This window comes from Phaeobacter sp. HF9A, assembly GCF_011806385.1.
GTDB lineage: Bacteria > Pseudomonadota > Alphaproteobacteria > Rhodobacterales > Rhodobacteraceae > Epibacterium.
In genome coordinates, this window is the sequence record NZ_JAATOX010000020.1 from 1 (window position 1) to 20,835 (window position 20,835).

At 63.9% G+C, this 20,835-nt stretch carries 20 protein-coding genes; all 20 read left to right on the forward strand.

Going from position 1 to position 20,835, the window contains the following annotated elements; genetic code table 11:
* Nucleotides 1–213: 213 nt before the first annotated feature.
* The 20 genes from HCZ87_RS05760 (at nt 214) to murF (ending at nt 20,798) form a co-directional block, all read left to right on the forward strand.
* Nucleotides 214–381 (forward strand): hypothetical protein, encoded by a 168-nt coding sequence (locus HCZ87_RS05760; protein ID WP_167642820.1) that lies wholly within the window; start codon nt 214–216, stop codon nt 379–381.
* Between the two features lie 20 nt (nt 382–401).
* The gene (locus HCZ87_RS05765; protein WP_167642821.1) at nt 402–830 is read left to right on the forward strand and encodes a gp436 family protein; all 429 of its coding nucleotides are present in this window, start codon (nt 402–404) and stop codon (nt 828–830) included.
* Nucleotides 830–1,261: a hypothetical protein gene (locus HCZ87_RS05770; RefSeq protein ID WP_167642822.1), complete on the forward strand. Its 432-nt coding sequence runs from the start codon at nt 830–832 to the stop codon at nt 1,259–1,261. The genes HCZ87_RS05765 and HCZ87_RS05770 overlap by 1 nt, the downstream gene beginning before the upstream one ends.
* Complete coding sequence (locus HCZ87_RS05775; RefSeq protein WP_167642823.1) at nt 1,258–1,407, forward strand: hypothetical protein; 150 nt, start codon at nt 1,258–1,260, stop codon at nt 1,405–1,407. Before HCZ87_RS05770 ends, HCZ87_RS05775 begins: the two co-directional genes overlap by 4 nt.
* On the forward strand, nt 1,408–2,340 hold the full coding sequence (locus tag HCZ87_RS05780; RefSeq protein WP_167642824.1) for a phage tail tube protein: 933 nt from the start codon (nt 1,408–1,410) through the stop codon (nt 2,338–2,340). It begins immediately after the preceding gene.
* A 15-nt stretch (nt 2,341–2,355) separates the two neighbouring features.
* Nucleotides 2,356–2,685, forward strand: a complete 330-nt coding sequence (locus HCZ87_RS05785; RefSeq protein WP_167642825.1) for a hypothetical protein — start codon at nt 2,356–2,358, stop codon at nt 2,683–2,685.
* 107 nt (nt 2,686–2,792) lie between these two features.
* Complete coding sequence (locus HCZ87_RS05790; RefSeq protein WP_303048834.1) at nt 2,793–3,038, forward strand: DUF1799 domain-containing protein; 246 nt, start codon at nt 2,793–2,795, stop codon at nt 3,036–3,038.
* A gap of 2 nt (nt 3,039–3,040) precedes the next feature.
* Nucleotides 3,041–5,419, forward strand: coding sequence for a phage tail length tape measure family protein (locus tag HCZ87_RS05795; RefSeq protein ID WP_167642826.1), 2,379 nt, complete (start codon nt 3,041–3,043; stop codon nt 5,417–5,419).
* A complete protein-coding gene (locus tag HCZ87_RS05800) occupies nt 5,419–6,069 on the forward strand; it encodes a hypothetical protein (RefSeq protein ID WP_167642827.1) in 651 nt (216 codons plus the stop codon). Before HCZ87_RS05795 ends, HCZ87_RS05800 begins: the two co-directional genes overlap by 1 nt.
* Nucleotides 6,070–6,071: 2 nt before the next feature.
* The gene (locus HCZ87_RS05805) at nt 6,072–6,662 is read left to right on the forward strand and encodes a hypothetical protein (protein WP_167642828.1); all 591 of its coding nucleotides are present in this window, start codon (nt 6,072–6,074) and stop codon (nt 6,660–6,662) included.
* Nucleotides 6,650–7,060, forward strand: a complete 411-nt coding sequence (locus HCZ87_RS05810; RefSeq protein ID WP_167642829.1) for a hypothetical protein — start codon at nt 6,650–6,652, stop codon at nt 7,058–7,060. Before HCZ87_RS05805 ends, HCZ87_RS05810 begins: the two co-directional genes overlap by 13 nt.
* Nucleotides 7,057–11,019 (forward strand): DUF1983 domain-containing protein, encoded by a 3,963-nt coding sequence (locus tag HCZ87_RS05815; RefSeq protein ID WP_167642830.1) that lies wholly within the window; start codon nt 7,057–7,059, stop codon nt 11,017–11,019. Before HCZ87_RS05810 ends, HCZ87_RS05815 begins: the two co-directional genes overlap by 4 nt.
* Before the next feature lie 11 nt (nt 11,020–11,030).
* The gene (locus tag HCZ87_RS05820; protein WP_167642831.1) at nt 11,031–12,878 is read left to right on the forward strand and encodes a tail fiber domain-containing protein; all 1,848 of its coding nucleotides are present in this window, start codon (nt 11,031–11,033) and stop codon (nt 12,876–12,878) included.
* Between the two features lie 102 nt (nt 12,879–12,980).
* Nucleotides 12,981–13,244 carry a hypothetical protein gene (locus HCZ87_RS05825; RefSeq protein WP_167642832.1) on the forward strand — a complete coding sequence of 88 codons (264 nt, stop codon included), beginning with the start codon at nt 12,981–12,983 and terminating at the stop codon, nt 13,242–13,244.
* A gap of 1,036 nt (nt 13,245–14,280) precedes the next feature.
* Complete coding sequence (mraZ, locus tag HCZ87_RS05830) at nt 14,281–14,784, forward strand: division/cell wall cluster transcriptional repressor MraZ (protein WP_167642833.1); 504 nt, start codon at nt 14,281–14,283, stop codon at nt 14,782–14,784.
* Nucleotides 14,785–14,787: 3 nt separating this feature from the next.
* The gene (gene rsmH / locus HCZ87_RS05835; protein WP_167642834.1) at nt 14,788–15,777 is read left to right on the forward strand and encodes a 16S rRNA (cytosine(1402)-N(4))-methyltransferase RsmH; all 990 of its coding nucleotides are present in this window, start codon (nt 14,788–14,790) and stop codon (nt 15,775–15,777) included.
* Nucleotides 15,777–16,127: a cell division protein FtsL gene (locus HCZ87_RS05840; RefSeq protein ID WP_167642835.1), complete on the forward strand. Its 351-nt coding sequence runs from the start codon at nt 15,777–15,779 to the stop codon at nt 16,125–16,127. Before rsmH ends, HCZ87_RS05840 begins: the two co-directional genes overlap by 1 nt.
* Nucleotides 16,124–17,911 carry a penicillin-binding protein 2 gene (locus HCZ87_RS05845; protein ID WP_167642836.1) on the forward strand — a complete coding sequence of 596 codons (1,788 nt, stop codon included), beginning with the start codon at nt 16,124–16,126 and terminating at the stop codon, nt 17,909–17,911. Before HCZ87_RS05840 ends, HCZ87_RS05845 begins: the two co-directional genes overlap by 4 nt.
* Before the next feature lie 14 nt (nt 17,912–17,925).
* Entirely contained in the window at nt 17,926–19,410 is a 1,485-nt protein-coding gene (locus tag HCZ87_RS05850; protein WP_167642837.1) for a UDP-N-acetylmuramoyl-L-alanyl-D-glutamate--2,6-diaminopimelate ligase, read from the forward strand.
* Nucleotides 19,407–20,798, forward strand: coding sequence for a UDP-N-acetylmuramoyl-tripeptide--D-alanyl-D-alanine ligase (gene murF, locus HCZ87_RS05855; protein WP_167642838.1), 1,392 nt, complete (start codon nt 19,407–19,409; stop codon nt 20,796–20,798). Before HCZ87_RS05850 ends, murF begins: the two co-directional genes overlap by 4 nt.
* Nucleotides 20,799–20,835 lie beyond the last annotated feature (37 nt).

A 20,835-nucleotide genomic window follows, 5' to 3' on the forward strand; every position in this document is an offset into this window, starting at 1 on the left:
ATCGTCAAAACACTCAACCCACTTATGAGCATCGCCCCGCCGCAGAGACCGAAGGCGGGGACGTATGTCGACACGATGTAGAGAATCTCAGCCGGGATCTTCGTGTTCTTGAAGGACACTTAGCGCTTCTTGAAGCGCGGCTTTCAGCGCTTGAAGAAGCGCAGATCTGAGCTGATGACCGATTACTGAACACAACAACCGCCGGAGGACGAAATGCCCGAAGAAAAAACCGTTGATGCCTCTGTTACCATCACTGAGGGCACCATCTATCTGGTTGCGGAAGTCCTTCGCGCAGAACGCGGTGCCACCATGCTGGACATGGCCGATGCAGTCGAAGCGCTGACGAACGCCATGCGCGAACTCAGCGCCGAGCCCCAATAACCCCCCCGGAGCGCTGGCAGATGCCCTATACCACCCTTGATCAACTCAACGACCGATATGGCGAGCGCCTGCTGATTTCCCTGACGGATCGGGACGAGATCGCGACCGGCGCAGTTGACCAGGACACGGTGGATCAGGCCATTGCTGACGCCGACGCGCTGATCGACGGATATCTGAAAGGGCGCTATCAGCTCCCGCTTTCCGATGTGCCGGCACAGGTCGCCGCGATGAGCCGTGCGATTTCCATCTGGAACCTGCATGTTTATGACGCCCCGAAGCAGATCGAGGCGGGCTACAGGGACGCGCTTGGCCAGCTCCGGGATATCTCGAAAGGGTTGATCTCCCTCGATGTCGCCGGGATCGAGCCGAAGACCGCCAGCAGCCAGGGTGTTATGACCACCGACCGCGAGCGCCCGCTGACTGAGGCCTCGCTCAAGGGCTTTATCTGATGCTGGAGGCCATCAAGGACCGGCTGGAGGGGCGCGTGCCCGCCTTTGACGGGCGCATCGAGACTGCCGTGGATCTGACCCGCCTCCTGAAAGATCGGGGCATTCCGCAGACCTCGACCGCCTTTGTGGTGCCGCTCGGCCTTCAGGGGCAGCGCGCCAATGATGCCACCGGCATGTTCTCGCAGGGCTATTCCGAGACCATCGGCGTGCTGCTGGTGGCGCGGTCCCATGACCAGACCGGCGCGCGGGCTTTGAAGACCCTGCGCCCGACGATCCAGCAGGTGCTGGAGGCGCTCGCGGGCTGGTCGCCGGGTTCGGATTTCGGCGTCTTTGAGCTGCGCCGGGGCGACCTCGCCGGGGTGAGCGGCGGCGCGCTGCTCTACATGATCGAATTTTCCATCAACGACCAACTGAGGATCAAGGTGCAATGACCAAGCCCAAAGCCCCAAAGCCCAAACTGCCCGTCGCCGGTGGCAGCTTCACCGTCACCGACAAGGGGGAGCTGAAACAGGTGGCGGGAACCCAGCCGAAGCCACCCCGTCAAGCTGCCGCGCAAGCCGCGCCAAAGGAGGCCTAAATGTCCCTGAACTGGAAAGAGAAGGTTCTGCTGGTCAAGACCGAGGCCACCTATGGCACCGACGCCGCCCCGACCGGCGCGGCCAATGCGGTGCTGGCGCAGGATGTGCAGCTCAAGCCGATGGAAGGCACGGACGTGTCCCGCGATCTGGAACGGCCCTATTTTGGCGCGGATGCGACGATCCCGACGGAATTGATGAGCGAGATCTCCTTTGACGTCGAACTGGCCCCCTCCGGCACCGCTGGCACCGCGCCCCCATGGGGTGCGCTTTTGCGGGCCTGCGGCATGGCGGAGACCATCAACGCGGGCACATCGGTGGTCTATAACCCGATCACCCAGGCCCCCGAGAGCGCCACGATCCACCTGCATATCTCCGGCACTCGCTATGTGATCCTGGGGGCGCGTGGCAACGTGCGCTTTGATCTTCAGGCGCAGGCGGTGCCAAAGCTGCGCTTCACCTTCAAGGGCCTCTTTGTGAAGCCCGCCGATGTTGTCTATCCCACCGCAGATCTCACCGCCTGGACGGTGCCGCAGGTGGTCACAATGGGCAATACGCCGGTGTTCCAGATCGACGGCACCGATCTGGTGATGCGCTCCTTTGCGATGGATCTGGGCAACCAGATCGAAGGGCGCTTCCTGGTCGGCAAGGAAGAGGTCAAGCTGGGCGACCGGCAGGAAAGCATCGAAACCACCGTTGAGGCGCTGCCGCTGACCAGCTTTGACCCGTTCCAGCGCGCCCTTGATCAGAGCGCGACCGCCTTGCAGCTCCAGCACGGCACCGGGGCAGGGCGCATTGCGACGCTGGATGTTCCGGCAGCGCAGATGCAGCGCCCGCAGGGCCTTTCCAATGCGCAGAACGTCAAGGAATGGCCCTTGCGCCTCGTGCCCTTGCCGCAGGTCGGCAACGATGAATTCACCCTGACACTTACCTGATCCAGAGGACCTACCATGTTCAAAGTTGACGAAACCCCCACCTTCACCCGCCAGGTAAACGTCAAGGTTCCCAAGGGCGACGGCCATGAGGAACAGCCCTTTAAAGCCACGTTTAAGGCTGTCGACGAGGATGATTTTGAAGGCGTTCAGCTTGGCGATGCAGAACAGGTCAAGGCGCTGCTGCGCAAGATGCTGGAGGGCATGGAAGATCTGGCCGACGCGGCGGGCGGGGCAATCCCCTATAGCGAGGTGATCCGCGAAAAGATGCTGAAGCTGCCCTATGTGCGGCTCGCTTTGATCGCCGCCTATTACGACGGCATGACGGATCATCGCTCGGGAAACTGAAATGGGCCGGTCGTGCCTGGGCGACCGGCTCCCTGTTTCCTGCCAGGCGCAGCGAAGAGACCAAAGGCGACGCCGCGCTGTTTGGCCTCTCGATCAGGCGCGAAGACCTGAACGGGACCGCGGAACAGGGCGGGATATGGCGCTGCAATCTGACCGCGCTTTGCGCCTTTCTTTCGGCCCAGACGCAGTGGCGTGTCCTGGCACAGGCGGACGGCAGCCGCTTTTGGGTCGGGCTTGATTATTCGGCAGTGGACTGCGCGCTCCGGCTGGAGGGCCTGGAGCTGACGCCCGCCGACTGGCTGGGCCTTCGCATCATCGAGGACGCAGCGCGCAGCGCGCTGAATGAGGGGTAACAATGACCTTTGTCTTGCAGGGCGAAATTCTGGTTGATGGCTCGGACGCACAGTCCGCACTCAAAAACCTGCGCGCAGAGAATGCGAAACTTGTGTCCTCGACTGACAAGGCCAATCAATCCGCAACGCGCTGGGGCCGTACCATGTCGGGGCTTCGCTCTGGCGTGTCCAACTTGCGCACCAGGGCCTCCAGTTGGGCTTCAAGCCTGCGTGAGGTAGATCAGAGCCAGGCGCTGGCTGCGGGCAGTGCCGCCAACCTGACCGCGCAATTCAACGATGTTTGGGTGATGTTGGCGGCGGGCCAGAACCCGGTGCAACTGGCGATCCAGCAGGGCACCCAGATCACCCAGGTGTTTGGCAATCGCGGTGCGGCTTCGGCCATTGCGGCCTCCCGCGCGGCTCTGGTCAGTATGATCTCGCCCCTGAACCTGATCACCATCGGCTCCATCGCGGGCGGCGCTGCGCTGGTGCAATGGATGACCAGCGCCAGCGAGGAGGCGGAGAGCTTTGAAGACCGTCTGAAGTCCCTGACGGATGCCGTCGATGCCTATGGCCAGCGGCAGGAAGTCGCCTTTTCCAGCTCCGCCGACCTGATCAAGAAATTTGGCACCGCCTCGCCGGAACTGCGCGCTGTGCTTCAGGATCTGGCGGCGCTGGCCAAGATCGACGCGCAGAAAAATCTGGACGAGATCGCAGGAAGTGTGCGGAACCTTGTCCTTGAGCTGGGAATTCTGGACAGTCGCAGCTCGCAATCTGCGGCGCAGGACTTTCTGGGGTTGAATTCGATTAGCCGGAGCGCGCGCGAGACGGGCGCGGTGTTCGCAAGCAATCTGGAGATCCTGAACCGTTCCGAAGATCCGGCCAAGCGCTTGCAGGCTGCACTCGACGTGCGGGATATGTTGCTGGAGGCCAGCGGTGGCCTTCAAAACCTGAATCGTGAGCAGCGCGAATTTTATGACGGTCTCGCGACGCTGATCCAGCAGCTCGAAGTTTTTGGGGCGCGGGTTCGTCAGCCTTGGGAAGATCTGAAACAGACCGGCGGCGACCTCTGGAAAACCCTCAGCGCCAAAGCGCAAGAATACCTCAAGACGCGGCTGGAAATCGACGCCTCGGCACGGGGCACCCTCCAGCAGCTCCAGCTTGAGGCGGAAATCAATGATGCGATCCGCGCCCATGGTGAGGGCAGCGTGGAGGTTGCGCAGCTCCGCCTGGAAGCGGAACGGGCGGTGTTCCGGCAGCGCGTGGATGAGCTGGAGATCACCGAGGATCTGAAGGCTGAGATGGTCGCGGCCTGGGACGCGGCCAATGGCGTGGCCTCGGTCGATATGGCGGGCAATATCTCGCTGGCGGCGGATCAGGCGCAACGGCTGAAAGAGCAGCTCCACGCGGCGCGTGGCGCGGAGATCATGGCGCGCGTCGGAGACAATCCCGATTTCCATGATCCACGTGGTGAAAGCGCCGGAGCTGGAAACTCGGATTACGTCTACCATGACCAGGGCTTGCCGCCCGTGAAGCTGCCACCCAACCCTCGCAAATCCCGCAGCGGTGGTGGCGGCGCGGCGGCGACGGCGCTCAAGAAAGAGCGCGAGGCGATTGAAGAGCTGCTGCGGCGCGAGAAAGAGCGCCTTGAAATCTTGCGCGAGACCGACCCGATCCAGAAAGAGATGATCCGCCACCGCGAGACCATGGCCAAGGCCACCGACGCGGAACGCGAGGCACTGGAGAACATCATCCGCGAGCGGGTGAATGAAGAGCGGGCGATCAAGGCGGTGCAGGATGCCGCGCAGTATCTGGGCGATCTGTCGGGCGACATTTTCTCCGCGCTGACGGCGAAGGGAGACGATGCCGCTGCCGCCTGGGACCGGGTGAAAGCCTCGATCGCTGCCGCCATTCTGGAAGCGGCCTTGCTCGGGGAAGGATCGCTGGCCGGGGTCTTTGGCACCGACGTGACCGGCGGCTTGCTCGGGTCGGTCTTTGGGGTTCAGGCCAGGGCAGACGGCGGTCTGATCACCGGCAGGGGCGGCGACCGCAGTGATCAGGAAATCGTGCTGGCCAGCCCCGGCGAGTTCTTTGTCAATGCCAGGGCGACGCGCAAGCACCGCCACCTTCTGGAGGCGATCAACGCCGGGGCCTCGGTGCCGGGTGTGCCACCGGGTTTTGCCAATGGCGGGGCCTTTGCCGCGCCGCCGCCGGTGGGCGCAGCGGGGCAAGCGGGGGGCGCAGGCGTGACGCGGCTGCAAATCATGCCCAGCCCGTTGTTTCGCGCGGTGGTGCAGCAACAGGCGCGCGACACCTCCGTTGAGGTGGTCGAACATTATGATCGTGAACATTCTGGCGCAGCGGTGAACCGCGCGGCCAATGATCCATGGAGTGTGGGCTGATGGCGTTGACGTGGCCGCTTTTGGTCGATGATTTTTTTGCGGGCCTGCCGATCAAACAGATCAGCGCACGGCTGGGGCGTGCCCAGACCAGCTCCGAGACCGGCGGCGGCGAGGTGATCAGCCACGCCATGGGCACCCGGCTCTGGCAGGGGCAAATTGTCCTGGACAAAGAGAGCCACGCCTATTGGGCGGCTCTGGAGGCGCGGCTGGCGCTTCTGGAGCAACCGGGGGCAAGCCTCTTGCTGTGGGACACCCGCATGCACGGCACCATCCTTGACCCGGATCTGTCCATTCTGGGCGCGTCCAGCCCGGTCATTGATGATCTGGCAGCGAACAATCGCGAGCTGGATATCTCGGGGCTGCCCGCCAATTATGAAATCTCGCAGGGGGATCTCCTTGGCTTCACCTATGGCGCCAACCCGACCCGCTATGCCTATCACCGGGTGGTGACGGGGGACCGGGCCAATCTCTCCGGCGTTGCCCGCAATATCGAGGTCATTCCCTATATCCGCCCCGGTGCCCAGATCGGCGCGGCGGTCACCCTGGGCACGCCGGTGCTGAAGGCTGTGATTTCCAACGCCGACTATGGTCAGAGCCGCGCGACGCTGAGCGATGGCGGCTCCTTTGAGTGGGTTCAGACACTGAGATGAGCATGCAATACGACGCCACCACCCAAACCCAACTGGAAGACCGGCGCGGCACCGATGCGCGTGTGCTGCTGTGGATCCGGGCCAGAAACCGTGAGACCGGCCTGCCGGAGGTGATCGGCTTCTGGTCTGGTGACGATCACCAGGAGTTTCTGATCGACGGCGAGCTGCGCACCTACTTTGGCGCGGGCAATGTGATCGGTGCGCCGCCGATCATCGTGCAGCCGGGATTTATGGTGCGCAATTACCGGCTGAAGCTGCCGCCCTTCACCGATGAGGTGAAGACCCTGATGCAGACCTATGAACCGCGTCTGGCCGAGGTGGAGCTGCATTCCTGCCCGCTGGATATCGACACCGGCGCACCGCTGGGCACGCCCCTGCGCCGGTTCAAAGGCTTTCTCAATCAAGCGCCCGAAGAGCGCAAGAAAGGCGGCGTGAGCTATACCGAGCTGGTCATGGTGTCCCATGCGCGCCTTCTGACCTTTGGCCTGCCGCTCAAGCGCTCCAGCGCCGAGCTCCAGCGCCGCAACCCGGCGGATCGCGGGCGCGAATACATCGACACCACTGCGCAATGGACGGTGTCATGGGGGGGCTGAGGGTGACGCGGGCGGAGCTTCTTTTGCGCTACCTGTCAACGCGGCGTCAGGAATGGTGTGGCTTTCGCCCAGGCCGCGCGGATTGCGCGCTGTTTGCCGGGGGCTGGGTCCAGTTCGTCTCTGGCCGGGATCTGATGGGACGCTTTGGCTCTTACAAGACGCTGGAGGAAGGCAAGGCCATGATCCGCCAGGCGGGCTTTGAGGATCTGGCGGCGCTTGCCGCCAGCGCCTTGCCCGAGGTGGCCGTCGATGCGGCGGAGCCGGGCGATGTGGCGGCGATCAGGAGCGAGGGCGAATATGCGCTTGGCATTCTTGGCGGGCCGCAGGTGCATGTGCTGACCCTGTCCGGCCTGAGCGCGATCAGCGCCTGCAATGCGGAGCGGGTGTTTCGCCCATGAGCCGCCTTGTCCTGACCCTCTGTCTTGTCTTGCTGGCCGGTCCTGCCGCCGCCGATCCGATCAGCGCGATTGCAACGGTGATTACGGCGGTCTTCGGGACTGCGCCCGCTGCTGCCGCCGTCGCGGCCCAGTTTGTTCTGCGCAGCCTGGTCAAGGCGGGGATTTCCCTGCTGGTGGCCAAGATCCGGCAGCGCAAGCAAAAAACGCCGGGGATCCAGGCGAGCCATACCACCACCGGCGGCACCGATCCGCAGGCGACGATCCTCGGGCGTTTTGCCACCAAGGGGCACCTTGTCTATCAGAACTGCCATTCCGAAAACAACAAGTGGCTGGTGCATGTGGTCGAGCTGGGGGACCTTCCCGGCGCGACCCTGCGCCGCCTGATCATCGACGGCGACTATTCGGAGCTGGGCGAAGATAACGGCGGTTCCGGTCGCCCTATCGAGTCCAAACTCGATGACGGCAGGCCCTATGGTTTTATCCAGTATTTTGACGGCAGCCAGACCACGGCCTCCTCCTATCTGGTTGAGAAGTTCGGTGCCGACCCGGAGCGGCCCTGGACCGAAGACCATATTCTGACCGGCACCTGCTACGCGATCTTGTCCTTTCACCGCGAGGACCGGGTGTACCCCAATGGGGTGCCGAGCTACGCCTTCGAGATCGACGGCCCGCCGCTCTATGATCCGCGTCAGGACAGCACCGCCGGGGGCGCTGGCGACCAGCGGTTTAACGACCCTTCAACATGGGGTCAAAGCGACAACCTCATGGTGATCGCCTACAACATTCTGCGCGGCCTGACGCTGCCGGATGGGCGGATCTGGGGCGGCGGCTACGGGGCCGGGGATCTGCCCTACACGGAGTGGGCGGCAGCGATGGATGCCTGCGATCTGCCCACCGGGGCCAACAACCGGGCGCAGTTTACTGGTGGTTTTGAGGTCAAATTTGAAGAGACCCCGGCGGATATTCTGGAGGAGCTGTTCTCCGCCGCCAATGCCCAGATCGTGGAAATGGGGGGCTATTGGGTCCCGCTGGTGGGCAGCGCCAGCAGCACCGTGGCGCAGGTCAGCGACGACGATTTGCTTGTGTCCGAGGGCTGGCAGCATGATCCGTTCCCCGGCCTTGAAAACACCTTCAACGCTGTAACGATCACCCACAGCAGCCCGGCCTCGCTCTGGGAAGCCTCAACGCTGGAGACCATCGTCAAAGAGGATTGGGTGGCAGAGGATGGCCGCCAGAAGCTCTTTGAGCTGCGCCTGCCGATGGTCTACCGCCCGCAGCAGGCGCGCCAGCTTGCCAATGCGCTTCTCTTGGAAAACCGCCGCTTTCGCAGCCACCGCCTGCCCTTGCCGGGGGAATACGCCCGGCTGCGCCCGCTCCAGAACATCGCGCTGACGCTGTCGGATTATGGCTATGACGGCAAGACCTTCCGCATCACCGAGGTCGCCTATGACCTTCAGACGCTGAATGTCGCGCTGTCGCTGCGCGAGACCGACCCTGCGGATTTTGACCCGGATGCAGGGCTGGAGCTGCCGGAGCTGCCCCGTTCCACCGGGCCGGTGACGGCGACGGATGCCGGGGTGCTGGGCTTTGCGGTGGCCGGGGAAGTGGTCACCAATGCGGCCAGCGCGCCGCAGGCGCCCGCGATCCGCATCACCTGGAGCGATGAGCTTGCCAGTACCTGCACGGGGCTCGCCTTCCAGATCCGGGTGCAGGGGCAGGCGGAGGCCGACACCGTCAGCACCGCTGATGTGGTGACGGGGTCTTATCGCCACCAGCCGGTGCAGCCCGACACGCTTTATGAGGTGCGCGCCAAGGCTATCGCGCGGAGGCGGCAGACCTCCTGGAGCACCTGGCTGCCGGTCAGCACCCCGGATGTGCGGATCGCCCCCGACCTGCTGGACGATACGGTCTGGGACGCGATCAGCGCCGACGCCAGCGCCACAGCCGCCGCGCTGGACGCGGAGCTGACAACGGAGGTGATCGCGCCGATTGCCCGCGATCTGGAGCTGCGCAATGTCGGACAGCGCACGGTGGCCGAGGCGCTGGCGATGATTGGTGACCAGGTGCTCTGGGCGATCACCCGGCTGGCGGATGTCGACGGGCGGCTGGCGGATGCGGGCATTGTGCTGGACCCCGAGACCGGCAAGGTGCGGATCTACGCGGTGGAGCAGGAGGCCGAGCGGATCAGCGAGGCGGAGATCCGGCTGAATGCGGCGGAGGCGTCCTTGTCTCTGTCCGCCACTCAGGCCTGGGTCAACGCGCAAATCTCGCTGGCGCTGCTGGACCCGACGCAGATCCCGCTGGTTGAGGATCTGCAATTGCAGGTGAACCAGGTGCAGGTGGATCTGGACGCGGTGCAGGCCGATCTGGCGCTGACCGCCTCGCAGACCGAGGTCGATGGTCTGGGCGTGCGCCTCTCCACCGCCGAGGCAGATCTGGACGCCGCCGAGGCCGCGATTGCCCTGAAGGCGGAACAGTCTCAGTTTGAGGACCTGCAAGGCCGGGTGCAGACCGCAGAGGTGCAGATCAGCGCGCTGGATGGCGGGCAAATCGTGCAGACGGTGGCCGATACGCGGCACCTCCTGGACGCGGCGGAGGTTGCCGCCACGCAGACGCTGGCGAGCCTGTTGCAGGCCCATGATGAGGGCGCGCGCATCCGCCAGGACATTGCCTATGCGACGCAGGATCTGCGCGCCCGTGTGGATGAGGACCGGGTGGCTGAAGCGGCCCGCGCGGTTGCCCTGGGGGCCTCCATCGACAATGCGGTGGCGCTGGTACAGGCGGAAACTCTGGCCCGCGCCCAGGCGGATGATGCGCTGGCGTCGGATGTGGTGACGCTGGACGCGCGTCTTGACGGTGCGGAGGGGGAAATCGCGGGGCAGGCGCAGGCGCAGGTGCAGACCGCCGCGCGTGTGACCACGCTGGAGGGCACCACCACCAGCCAGGCGCAGTCGATTGCCTCGCTGTCTGCTCGTTTGGAGAGCGCCGAGGATGTGCAGGGCGACCAGGCGACGGTGGTGCAATCACTGACCGTGCGCATGTCCAACGCCGAGGAGAATGTTTCCGCGCAGGCGCAATCCATCGCATCGCTCAGCACCACCGTGGGGGAGAACAGCTCCACCGTGGAAACGGTCTCCGAGAGCGTGGACGGGATGCTGGGGCGGCACATGCTGCGGGTCAATGTGAACGGCGTGGCCACCGGCATGGTGATCGCATCTGAGGCGGGCGACAATGGCGCGGTGAGCAGTTCCATCGCCTTTTCGGCGGATGCCTTTACCATCTCCTCCCCCGGCGGCGCGCAGTCCACATCGCCCTTTGCGGTCTATACCTCGGGCCGCACCATCGGCGGGATCTACTATCCGGCGGGCGTCTATCTGGAGCGCGCTTATATCGGGCAGGCCGCCATCGGGCGGGGGCAGATCACTGACACGCTCCAGTCTGACAACTACGCAGAAGATGGCGACGGCCGTCCGACCGCCGGGCTGAAACTGGACTTCTCGGCTGGTGAGCTGAAGGCATTCGGTGCGATCATTTCCCGCGATCAGGTGCTGGCGTCGGGGTCCTTCTCCTACGGTGGGCAGATCGGCAACGGCGCGGTGTTCCGGTTTGTGAACACCGGGATCCGCGTGTCGTCGAGCGATGTGCGCTCTGTCACCGAGGCTTCTTTGGTTGTCGAGGCGGGCATCAAGACATTCAGCCATGCGGCCAGTGGCTTTGATCCCAACAATTCATGGTGGTGCGCCAAATGTACCATCCTGAACGGCCCGCGCTGGTACGGGTTCAACGCCAGCCGCCCGCAACCCGCCGTCAGTTACCGCCAGGACCCGGCGGATCTTGTCGATCCCTATTGGGCGACCGGCGTCGACCAGCGCGTCTGGCTGGAAATCGAGGTTGTCCTGGAGGGCATCCCCTGGATCGAAAACCCCACCATCGAGTGGATCGTCAAACAGGTCACATAAGGAGGCTATAAATGGCATGGGTTTCAACGGGCACGGTGAACGTGACCAATGGCAGCACTACCGTGACCGGCACCGGCACCAGCTGGTTCGGGGCGCTGCAAAATGGGTGGGGTTTTGTCGGGCCTGACGGGCGGGTCTACGAGATCCTGACGGTGGATGATGCCACCGCCCTGACGCTCAAGACGACGTATCAGGGCGCAACGGCGGCGGGGCAGATCTATGCCGCCTTCCCGACCGGGTCGCTGTCGGCGGATCTTGCAGCCTCGGTGCAGGCGCTGGTCGCCAACCACCAGGGCGTCTTTGACACCGTGGGGCAGGGGCGGTTTACCGGCGATGTGGTGTTTGATGCAGACCGTGACACCGGCATGGGCAACCCAAGCTCCAATGAGGTCGCGCTGAAGGCTGGCGGTGATTGGCAATTGCGCCTGAAGGCTGGGCAGGCTTCGGGTGCGGCGGTGCAGGCAAGCCCGGATGACACCACCGCCGGGCGCTTGATGAAAGTCGGCGCGTTTGGACTGGGTGGCAATGCGTTAATTCCTCCGAACAACGATCTGAATGACATTGGAGCGACAACTGGTCTTTGGCGTGGCGGGGAAGCTGGGATTGCAAACAGCCCACCAGCCGGTCCTGTTATTGTGCAGCACCTTGTACGCTCAACTGATGCTTACGTGCAGATTGCTGTGACGAGAGGACATGAAGCTCAACAAATGTTTGTACGCCATAAAACCCAGACCTATGGTTGGTCGGATTGGGAAAAGGCCGTCATGCTCGATGGCTCGGGTATTCTTCCCGACAACATAGAAATTCGAAACTCTGGCCCATATCTTTCGCTGACTGACCAGGACACTGGCGTTAAGCACACGATCAGCGCCAACAGCACCGCCGGGCATTTGTACATCAAGACCGATCCTGCGGAAAACATGCCCAATTCCGCCCTGCTGATCGAAACCGGCGGCGCGCGTCAGATGGCGATTTCGAAAGATGAGATTGATATAAACGTACCAATTGGGACGTATCTTGGCATTGGCGTAGCCGCCCAGTCACCGGCTACCGCGCTGCACATCAAAGGCACTGGCGTCACCGATAGTAAAATGACGGTTGAGCGCTCCGGCGTGACGGGTGCGGTCGGTGTTGTATCGCAAGATCTTCTATTGAACGGTACGGGTAGCACAGGGACAAACGGCGGTATCAATTTTTATTCCGGGGGCGGGTCGAGTATGCGCCTTGCGCCTGACGGTACGTTGCGCCCTGCCAATGATGGCACGCAGAACTTGGGCAACGCATCGTATCGGTGGGATGTTGTTTATGCTTCTACAGGTGCAATCAATACGTCCGACGCGCGCACCAAGACCGACATTCAAGACTTGGACGAAGCCGAACGTCGCGCCGCGATCAAGGCAAAAGGTCTGCTGAAGAAATACCGCCTGCGAGATGCCGTAGCCAAGAAGGGCGACGCTGCCCGCTGGCACTTTGGTATCATTGCCCAAGAGCTTGCAGCCGCCTTTGAGGACGAGGGTTTGGATCCGTGGCGATACGGTGTGCTGTGCTGGGATGAATGGTGGTCAGCTGAGTTCGAAATCCCTGCTGAGACAGCCCCCATTATGCGCGAGGTGGTTGAGCGTGTTGTTCACACATATCCGGTTTTGGACGAAGCCGGGGAGCCGACCGGCGAGACGCGCGAAAAGGTCGAAGAGGTGCGAAAGAAGGTCGACACAGGCGAGGTTAAAATCGTCGAACCGGCCCGCACGGAATTGCGAAAATACGACCGTGAAGAGGACGCCCCAGAGGGGGCCGAATATCACAACCGGCAAGGTGTGCGCTATGACGAGCTGTTCGCCTTTATCCTCGCAGCACTCTGAGGCCATCCCATGACCATGATTGAAAACAGCGACCGGGGGATCATCTTGAACAAATCCCTCGCCTGGACCGTGGCCTGCGGTCTGGTTGGCGCAGGGCTTTGAGTGGGCATTCAGGTTGCAACCCTGCGCGGTGAGACCAAAAGTCTCGCGGGCGGCTCCAGTGACCTGATCGACGCGCTGGCCGCCGCGCGTTCCATTCCCGCGCTGGAGATGGCGCAGCGGATCCAGAGCAAGCGGGATGAATACCGGACGGTCTATATCGTGACGACAGCCCACCGCCACCAGTTGTTGCAGCAGATCGAAACCGCGACCGACCTTCAGGAGCTGCAAGCCCTCGACCTCGATGCAGGCTGGCCGCTGGCCTGACGTCACCCCTGCCTTAGAGGGGGCTTAAACGCCCCTTCAATCCCACCTCAGCCCACATTGAACCCGGAGCCGCTTTCATGGATCTTTCGCAGACTATTCTGGTCATCGACGTGCAGACGCTTCTGGCATTCCTTGCGGGTGCCCTGTTCTGCCGCATTTGCCGCAGAGGAGGGGCTGATCGCGATCAGGCGGCGGGGCGGGGTGCGCCAGTCGCTCGCCCCACGGCATACCCGCCCGGCTTCACGCCTCCCCCGCCAAAGCCCAAGCAGTAGCCCGCCTCAGCCCAAAATCTGGTTGCTGTAAAAAAGTCTGTAATTCACTGCAAGAAAGTCCGTCACGCTACAGTAAAAAAGTCCGTCACGCTACACACGCTACAGTCACGCTACAGTCACGCAAAATCCCATGGGAAAACATGGGCGGCATGGGAAAGCATGGCCCTTCCATGGGTTTGGCTTGCTGCGAATCACCTCCCGGGAGGTGAGCCACGGGAAATATGGCGTTTTTCCGGCTTTGGTTGGGAACTTAAGGCGAACAAATTGCGGCGATCTGTTTCGGGCTGCAAATTTCTGGGAAATCAGGGGAAGTTCTTCGCGTCGTCGGGTTCGCCTACATATGGTGTCGTGGTTAATTTTTTCCACCACATCCTGCCGGCTATTCGGTTTTCCTCTTGAAGCGGCTGTTCAGATCGGACTCGGTTCAGGCGAATCTTCCTGAACGAAGGGTAAAAATCCCTTGCGGGACCATCTATTCCCATAGTATCCCTTATTCATCGGATGAGAACGAAGAGCACGGGGCACAAAACGACCCCAACCTTACAAAACGGCAGGTTTCATACAGGCCTTCGCTTTCACCAAAACAAGAGATCCGGCGCGCGAGCGAGCAGACATCCCCCCAGGTGGCGCGCGCAGTCGGACACCCCGCATAGCGGGTCAAGGCGGCGGGTTGATCAGTGGCAGCGGATCAACTCGCCCCTTTTGGTTTCAGGCTCCTGAATTGGGGCAAAGGCAACGCGAGGGACGCGGAAAGGGACGGCAGAGTGGGCCGCAGGTTCAGAGGCGAGAGCCACCACAAGGTGGACAGCAAGGGGCGGGTGTCTATCCCGGCTTCCTTTCGCCGTGTGCTGGAGGCCTCCGACCCGAACTGGCAGCCCGGCGACAGCCCCGAACTGGTGATTGTTTACGGCGATCACCGCCGCCAATATCTGGAGTGCTATACGATGGAGGCGATCGAGGAAGTCGACGCCAAGATCGCCGCCCTGCCGCGCGGCTCCAAGGGGCGCAAGATCCTGGAGCGCATGTTCAACGGCCAATCCTTGCCCACCAATGTCGATGAAACCGGCCGCCTTGTGCTGCCGGCGAAATTGCGCCAGAAGATCGGGCTTGAGGCGGAGGCCTTCTTTATTGCCTCAGGCGACACCTTTCAGATCTGGAAGCCCGAGACCTACGAAGAGGTCGAGATGGCCGAAGCCGAGAAGCTGATGGAAGAGCTGCCCGAAGACTTCGATCCCCTGGAATTCCTAGACGGCGCCGGAGGCGCATAACCTATGTCGGACCGCACATCTGCTCCTTCCGGTCCCCATATCCCCGTTCTGCTGAGGCCGCTGCTGGCGGCGGTGGCGCCGGTGCGTGGGCGTTGGCTTGATGGCACCTTCGGGGCCGGGGGCTACACCAAAGGGCTGCTGGCTGCCGGGGCCGATCAGGTCATCGGCGTGGATCGCGACCCGCTGGCCTTTGAGCTGGCGCAGCCCTGGGCGGCGGACTACGGCGACCGGCTGGTGCTGCAACAGGGCGTGTTTTCGCGCATGGACGAATACGCGCAGGACCTCAATGGCGTGGTGCTGGACCTTGGCGTTTCCTCGATGCAGCTGGATCTGGCCGAGCGCGGCTTTTCCTTCATGAAAGAGGGCCCCCTGGATATGCGCATGTCCCAGGATGGCCCCTCCGCGGCGGATCTGGTGGCCGAGCTCTCCGAGGTGCAACTGGCGGATATCCTTTATAATTTCGGCGAAGAGCGCGCCTCGCGCCGGATCGCCAAGGCCATCGTCAAGGAACGCGCGCTGGAGCCGATCACCAGCACGCTGCGGTTGGCCTCGATCATCGAGAGCTGCCTGCCGCGCCCCAAACCCGGCCAGTCGCATCCCGCCACCCGCAGCTTTCAGGCGCTGCGCATCGCGGTGAATGGCGAATATGAAGAGCTGATGGGCGGTCTTCTGGCAGCGGAGCGGGCGCTCAAACCCGGTGGCCTTCTGGCGGTGGTGACCTTCCATTCGGTCGAGGATCGTATGGTCAAACGCTTCTTCCAGCATCGCGCCAACAAGACCGGCAATGCCAACCGCTACGCGCCCGCGCTGGAGGAGCTGCCCAGCCAGTTCGAGCTGGTCACCCGCAAGGCCGTGGGCCCTGATGGCGAGGAGCTGGCGCAGAACCCGCGTTCGCGCTCCGCGCTTCTGCGCGTGGGCCGCCGCACCGAGGCCGCGCCGACCGAGATCACCGCCAAAGAGCTGAGCATGCCGCAGCTGAAAGAGACGCGCTGATGAAGACGCTTGCCTATATCCTGACGATTCTCGCGGTCTTTGGTCTGGCGTTCTGGGCCTATCGCGAGAATTACGCCACCCAGCAGGTGTTGAAAGACACCCGCACCCTGCGCAGTGACATCGCCGCCGCGCAGGTGCGCCTGAATGTGCTGCGGGCGGAATGGGCCTATCTCAACCGCCCGGATCGGCTGCGCGAGCTGGCCGAAATCAACTTTGAAAGCCTCGGCCTGCTGCCCCTGCGCCCCGATCAGTTTGGCCGCGTTGATGAGGTCTCCTATCCGCCCTCCGGTCTGGTGATCGAAGAGGGTGTCGAGGTCTCCGCCTATCATGACCGGGAGGGCGACCAATGATCCGCACCCCGCTGCGCCCGCTTGCCCGTGTTCTGCCCGCCCGCGCACGGGGCGAAAACCCGGATCTGATCGAACGCGAAAACCTCGCGCAGCGCCACCGCGATATGGAGGTGCAGGCCCGCACCCGCGCCGAGGGGCGTCTTCTGGTGCTGGCGGCGTTTTTTGTCTGCGCTTATGTGGCGATCGGCGGCCGCATGGCCTTGATGGCGACGTCGGAGCCGGCCGAACCCGTGGCCTCGATCGGCGGCAGCGCCATTGCCAACCAGCGCGCCGATATCGTCGACCGCGAGGGGCGCATTCTGGCGACCAATTTCGAGACGCATTCGCTCTATGCCCAGCCGCCGCAGATGGTGGACCCGGCAGCGGCGGCGGAAAAACTGGCGCAGATCTTTCCCGATCTTGATCAGCAAGACCTGCTGAAACGCTTCACCGGAAAGCGCAAGTTCCTGTGGATAAAGAAGAAAATCAGCCCCGAGCAAATGCAGGCGGTGCATGATATCGGCGATCCCGGCCTGTTGTTTGGCCCCCGCGAAATGCGGCTCTATCCCAATGGCCGCCTGGCGGCGCATGTGCTGGGCGGGGCGTCCTTTGGCAAGGAGGGCGTCAATGCCGCCGAGGTGATCGGCGTTGCCGGGGTGGAAAAACAATTCGACGACTACCTGCGCGATCCGGCCAATGCGGGCAAACCGCTGGCGTTGAGCCTCGATCTGTCGATCCAGGATGCCGCCGAAGAGGTGCTCTATGGCGGCATGAAGCTGATGAACGCCAAGGGCGCCACCTCGATCCTGATGGATGTGCACACCGGCGAGGTGATCTCGGTGGCGAGCCTGCCCGATTTTGATCCCAACGACCGCCCGCGCGTGCCGATCGAGGGCGAGGACCCTTCGGAAAGCCCGCTGTTCAACCGCTCTGTGCAGGGGGTCTATGAGCTGGGCTCCACCTTCAAGATCTTTGCCGCCGCGCAGGCGATGGAGCTGGGGCTGGTGACGCCCTCCACGGTGATCGACACCCGTGGTCCGCTGCGCTGGGGGAAATTCCTGATCCGGGATTTCCACAACTATGGCAACGAGTTGACGGTCGAAAAGATCATCGAGAAATCCTCCAACATCGGCACCGCGCGACTGGCGCAGCAGATCGGCGCAGAGCGTCAGCGCAGCTTCCTCGACAGTCTCGGCATGTTGAAACCCACGCCGTTTGAGATCGTCGAAGCCAAGGGCGGCCAGCCGCTCCTGCCGCCCAATTGGTCGGAGCTTTCGGCGATGACGATTTCTTATGGTCACGGGATTTCCACCACGCCGATGCACCTTGCGGCGGGCTATGCCACCATCGCCAACGGCGGCCACTACGTGGCGCCGACGATCCTGAAACAGACCCACGCGCCGGAGCAGGGGCCGCAGGTGATGAGCCCCGAGGTCGCACGGGCCTCGCTCAAGATGCTGCGCAAAGTGGTCAGCGAGGGCACCGCGTCCTTTGCCGAGGTGAAGGGCTATGACGTCGGCGGCAAGACCGGCTCCGCCGACAAGCCCAAGCGCAACGGCGGGTATTACAAGGACAAGGTGATCGCGACCTTTGCCTCGGTCTTTCCGATCCATGATCCGCAATATGTGCTGATCGTGACATTGGATGAGCCGCAAATCATCGCCTATGGCGAGGAGCGCCGCACGGCAGGCTGGACCGCCGCGCCGGTGGCGGCAGAGATGATCGCCCGGCTTGCACCGCTTCTGGGGCTCAGACCGCAGATTGAACCTGCCCCGCTGGATAGTGTAACCCTCACCTCAAACTAACAGGTGAGGACGCCATGACGACACGACCAGCGCTCAAGCTCAGCCAATTGGGACTGACCGCCCGGGGCGGCCTCGATCCGCAGATCACCGGGCTTGCGGTGGACAGCCGCGAGGTGCAGCCCGGCTTTCTTTTTGCGGCCCTGCCGGGGTCGCGCCGCCACGGGGCCGAATTTGTCGCGCAGGTGCTGGAGCAGGGCGCGGTGGCGGTGCTGACCGATGCCGATGGCGCGCTGATCGCGGGCGAGCCGCTGCGCGAGTCCGGCGCTGCGCTGGTGGTGGCCGAAGATCCGCGTCAGGCGCTGGCCGGGGCGGCGGCGCTCTGGTTCGGCGGGCAGCCGCCGGTGATGGTCGCGGTGACCGGCACCAATGGCAAAACCTCGGTTGCGACCTTCCTGCGCATGATCTGGAGCGAGCTCGGCCATGAGGCGGTGAACCTCGGCACCACCGGCATTGAGGGCGCCTGGAGCCATCCGCTCGCCCATACCACGCCGGAACCCATCACCCTGCATCGCGCCCTGGCCGCGGCGGCAGAGGCCGGGGTGACCCATGCGGCGATGGAGGCTTCCAGCCATGGCCTCGACCAGCGGCGTCTGGACGGGGTGCAGCTGGTGGCGGCGGGTTTCACCAATTTCACCCAGGATCATCTGGATTATCACGAGACCTTCGAGGCCTATTTTGCCGCCAAGGCCGGGCTGTTCCGCCGGGTGCTGTCGGAGGATGGCGTTGCGGTGATCAATATGACCGACCTGCGCGGCGGCGAGATGCGCGCCATTGCCGCCTCGCGCGGGCAGGAGGTGATCAGCGTCGGGCGCGGGCTTGGCGATCTGGCCTTGCTGGGGATGCGGGTGGATGCCACCGGGCAGGACATCCGCTTCAGCTGGCACGACCGGCCCTTTACCGCGCGGCTCAATCTGATCGGCGGCTTTCAGGCGGAAAACGTGCTGGTGGCGGCGGGTCTGGCGATTGCCAGCGGCGAGGTGCCGGAGCAGGTGTTTGAAACCCTGCCGCATCTGACGACGGTGCGCGGCCGCATGCAGCTGGCCGCGACGCGGGACAATGGGGCCACGGTCTTTGTCGATTACGCCCATACGCCCGATGCGGTCGCCACCGCGATCAAGGCGCTGCGCCCGCATGTTTTGGGCCGTCTGGTCGCCATCGTTGGGGCAGGCGGGGATCGCGATGCCGGCAAACGCCCCCTGATGGGGCGGGCGGCGCAGGATAACGCCGATGCGGTGATCGTCACCGATGACAATCCGCGCTCCGAGGACCCGGCGGCCATTCGTGCGGCGGTGATGGGCGGCGCGCCTGCTGCGCTCAACATCGGCGACCGCGCCGAGGCGATCCTGCGCGGCGTTGATATGCTGGAGCCGGGCGATGCGCTCCTGATCTGCGGCAAGGGTCACGAGACCGGGCAGATTGTCGGGCAGGATGTGCTGCCCTTTGATGATGTGGAACAGGCCAGCATGGCCGTCGCCGCGCTGGACGGGAGAATGGTATGAGCCTGTGGACAGCCGAGGAAGCCGCCGCTGCAACGGGCGGGCGCGCTGTTGGAGACTGGGCCGTCGAGGGGATCTCCATCGACACCCGCACGCTCAAAGCCGGTGATCTCTTTGTGGCGCTGACCGCTGCGCGCGATGGCCATGACTTCGTGGCGCAGGCGCTGGAGAATGGCGCCGGTGCGGCGCTGGTTTCGCGCATCCCCGAGGGCGTGGCGCCAGATGCGCCGCTGCTGATTGTCAAGGACGTGCAGCAGGGGCTGGAGGCGCTGGGCCGGGCCGGTCGCGCCCGCACCAAGGCCCGCGTGGTGGCGGTGACCGGCTCTGTCGGCAAGACCTCGACCAAGGAAATGCTGGCGGCGATGCTGGCGCCGCAGGGGCGCACCCATGCCGCCGTGGCCAGCTACAACAACCATTGGGGCGTGCCGCTCACGCTGGCCCGGATGCCGGCCGATACCGAATTCGCGGTGATCGAGATCGGCATGAACCACCCCGGCGAGATCGCGCCGCTGGCCCGTCAGGCCCGCCCGCATGTGGCCATGGTGACCACCGTTGCCGCCGTGCATCTGGAGGCCTTTGACGATGTGGCCGGGATCGCCCGCGAGAAGGCCGCGATCCTTGAGGGGCTGGAGCCGGGTGGTGTCGCGGTGCTGAACGCTGATCTGGATCAGAGCCCGGTGCTGGCCGAGGTGGCCGCAGGCTGCGGCTGCGCGACGCGCTGGTTTGGCCGGAGTGCCGAGACCTATCAGCTCCGCGCGGTGGATCTGGCGGAGGACATCACCCGCGCGACATTCCAATTTGAGGGGCGCGAGATCAGCGCCGAGATCCAATCCCTGGGGGCGCATTTTGCCATGAACGCCATTGGCGCGCTGGCGGCGGTCACCGCGCTGGGGGGCGATCTCGATCTGGCGCTGGCCGGTCTTGCGGGCTGGTCACCGGTCAAGGGGCGCGGTGCGCGTTTTACGGTGGCGATGCCGGACGGGCCGGTTTTGGTGCTGGATGACGCCTATAACGCCAATCCCACCTCGATGGCGGCGGCGCTGACGGTGCTTGCGGCCTCACCGGCGCGCGGCCGCCGCGTTGCAGTGTTGGGTGACATGGGCGAGCTTGGCCCCGAGGCTGCCGCGCTGCATGCGGGGCTTGCCGATCTGGCGGCGATGGAACACATCGACCTGGTGCATTGCGTCGGCCCCTTGATGCGCAACCTGCATGCCGCCCTGCCAGAGGCGAAACGCGGGATTTGTGTCGAGACCTCAACGCAGGCGGTCGCCGCGCTGGGCGAGACCGTCCGGGGCGGCGATATCTGGCTCGCCAAGGGCTCTCTCTACATGCAGATGGCGCGCGTGGTTGACGCGATCCGGGAAATAGGTCAAGGCAGCGCACCTTCATGACTCATCCATTCCAATTCCTCACAACAGGACCCACTCA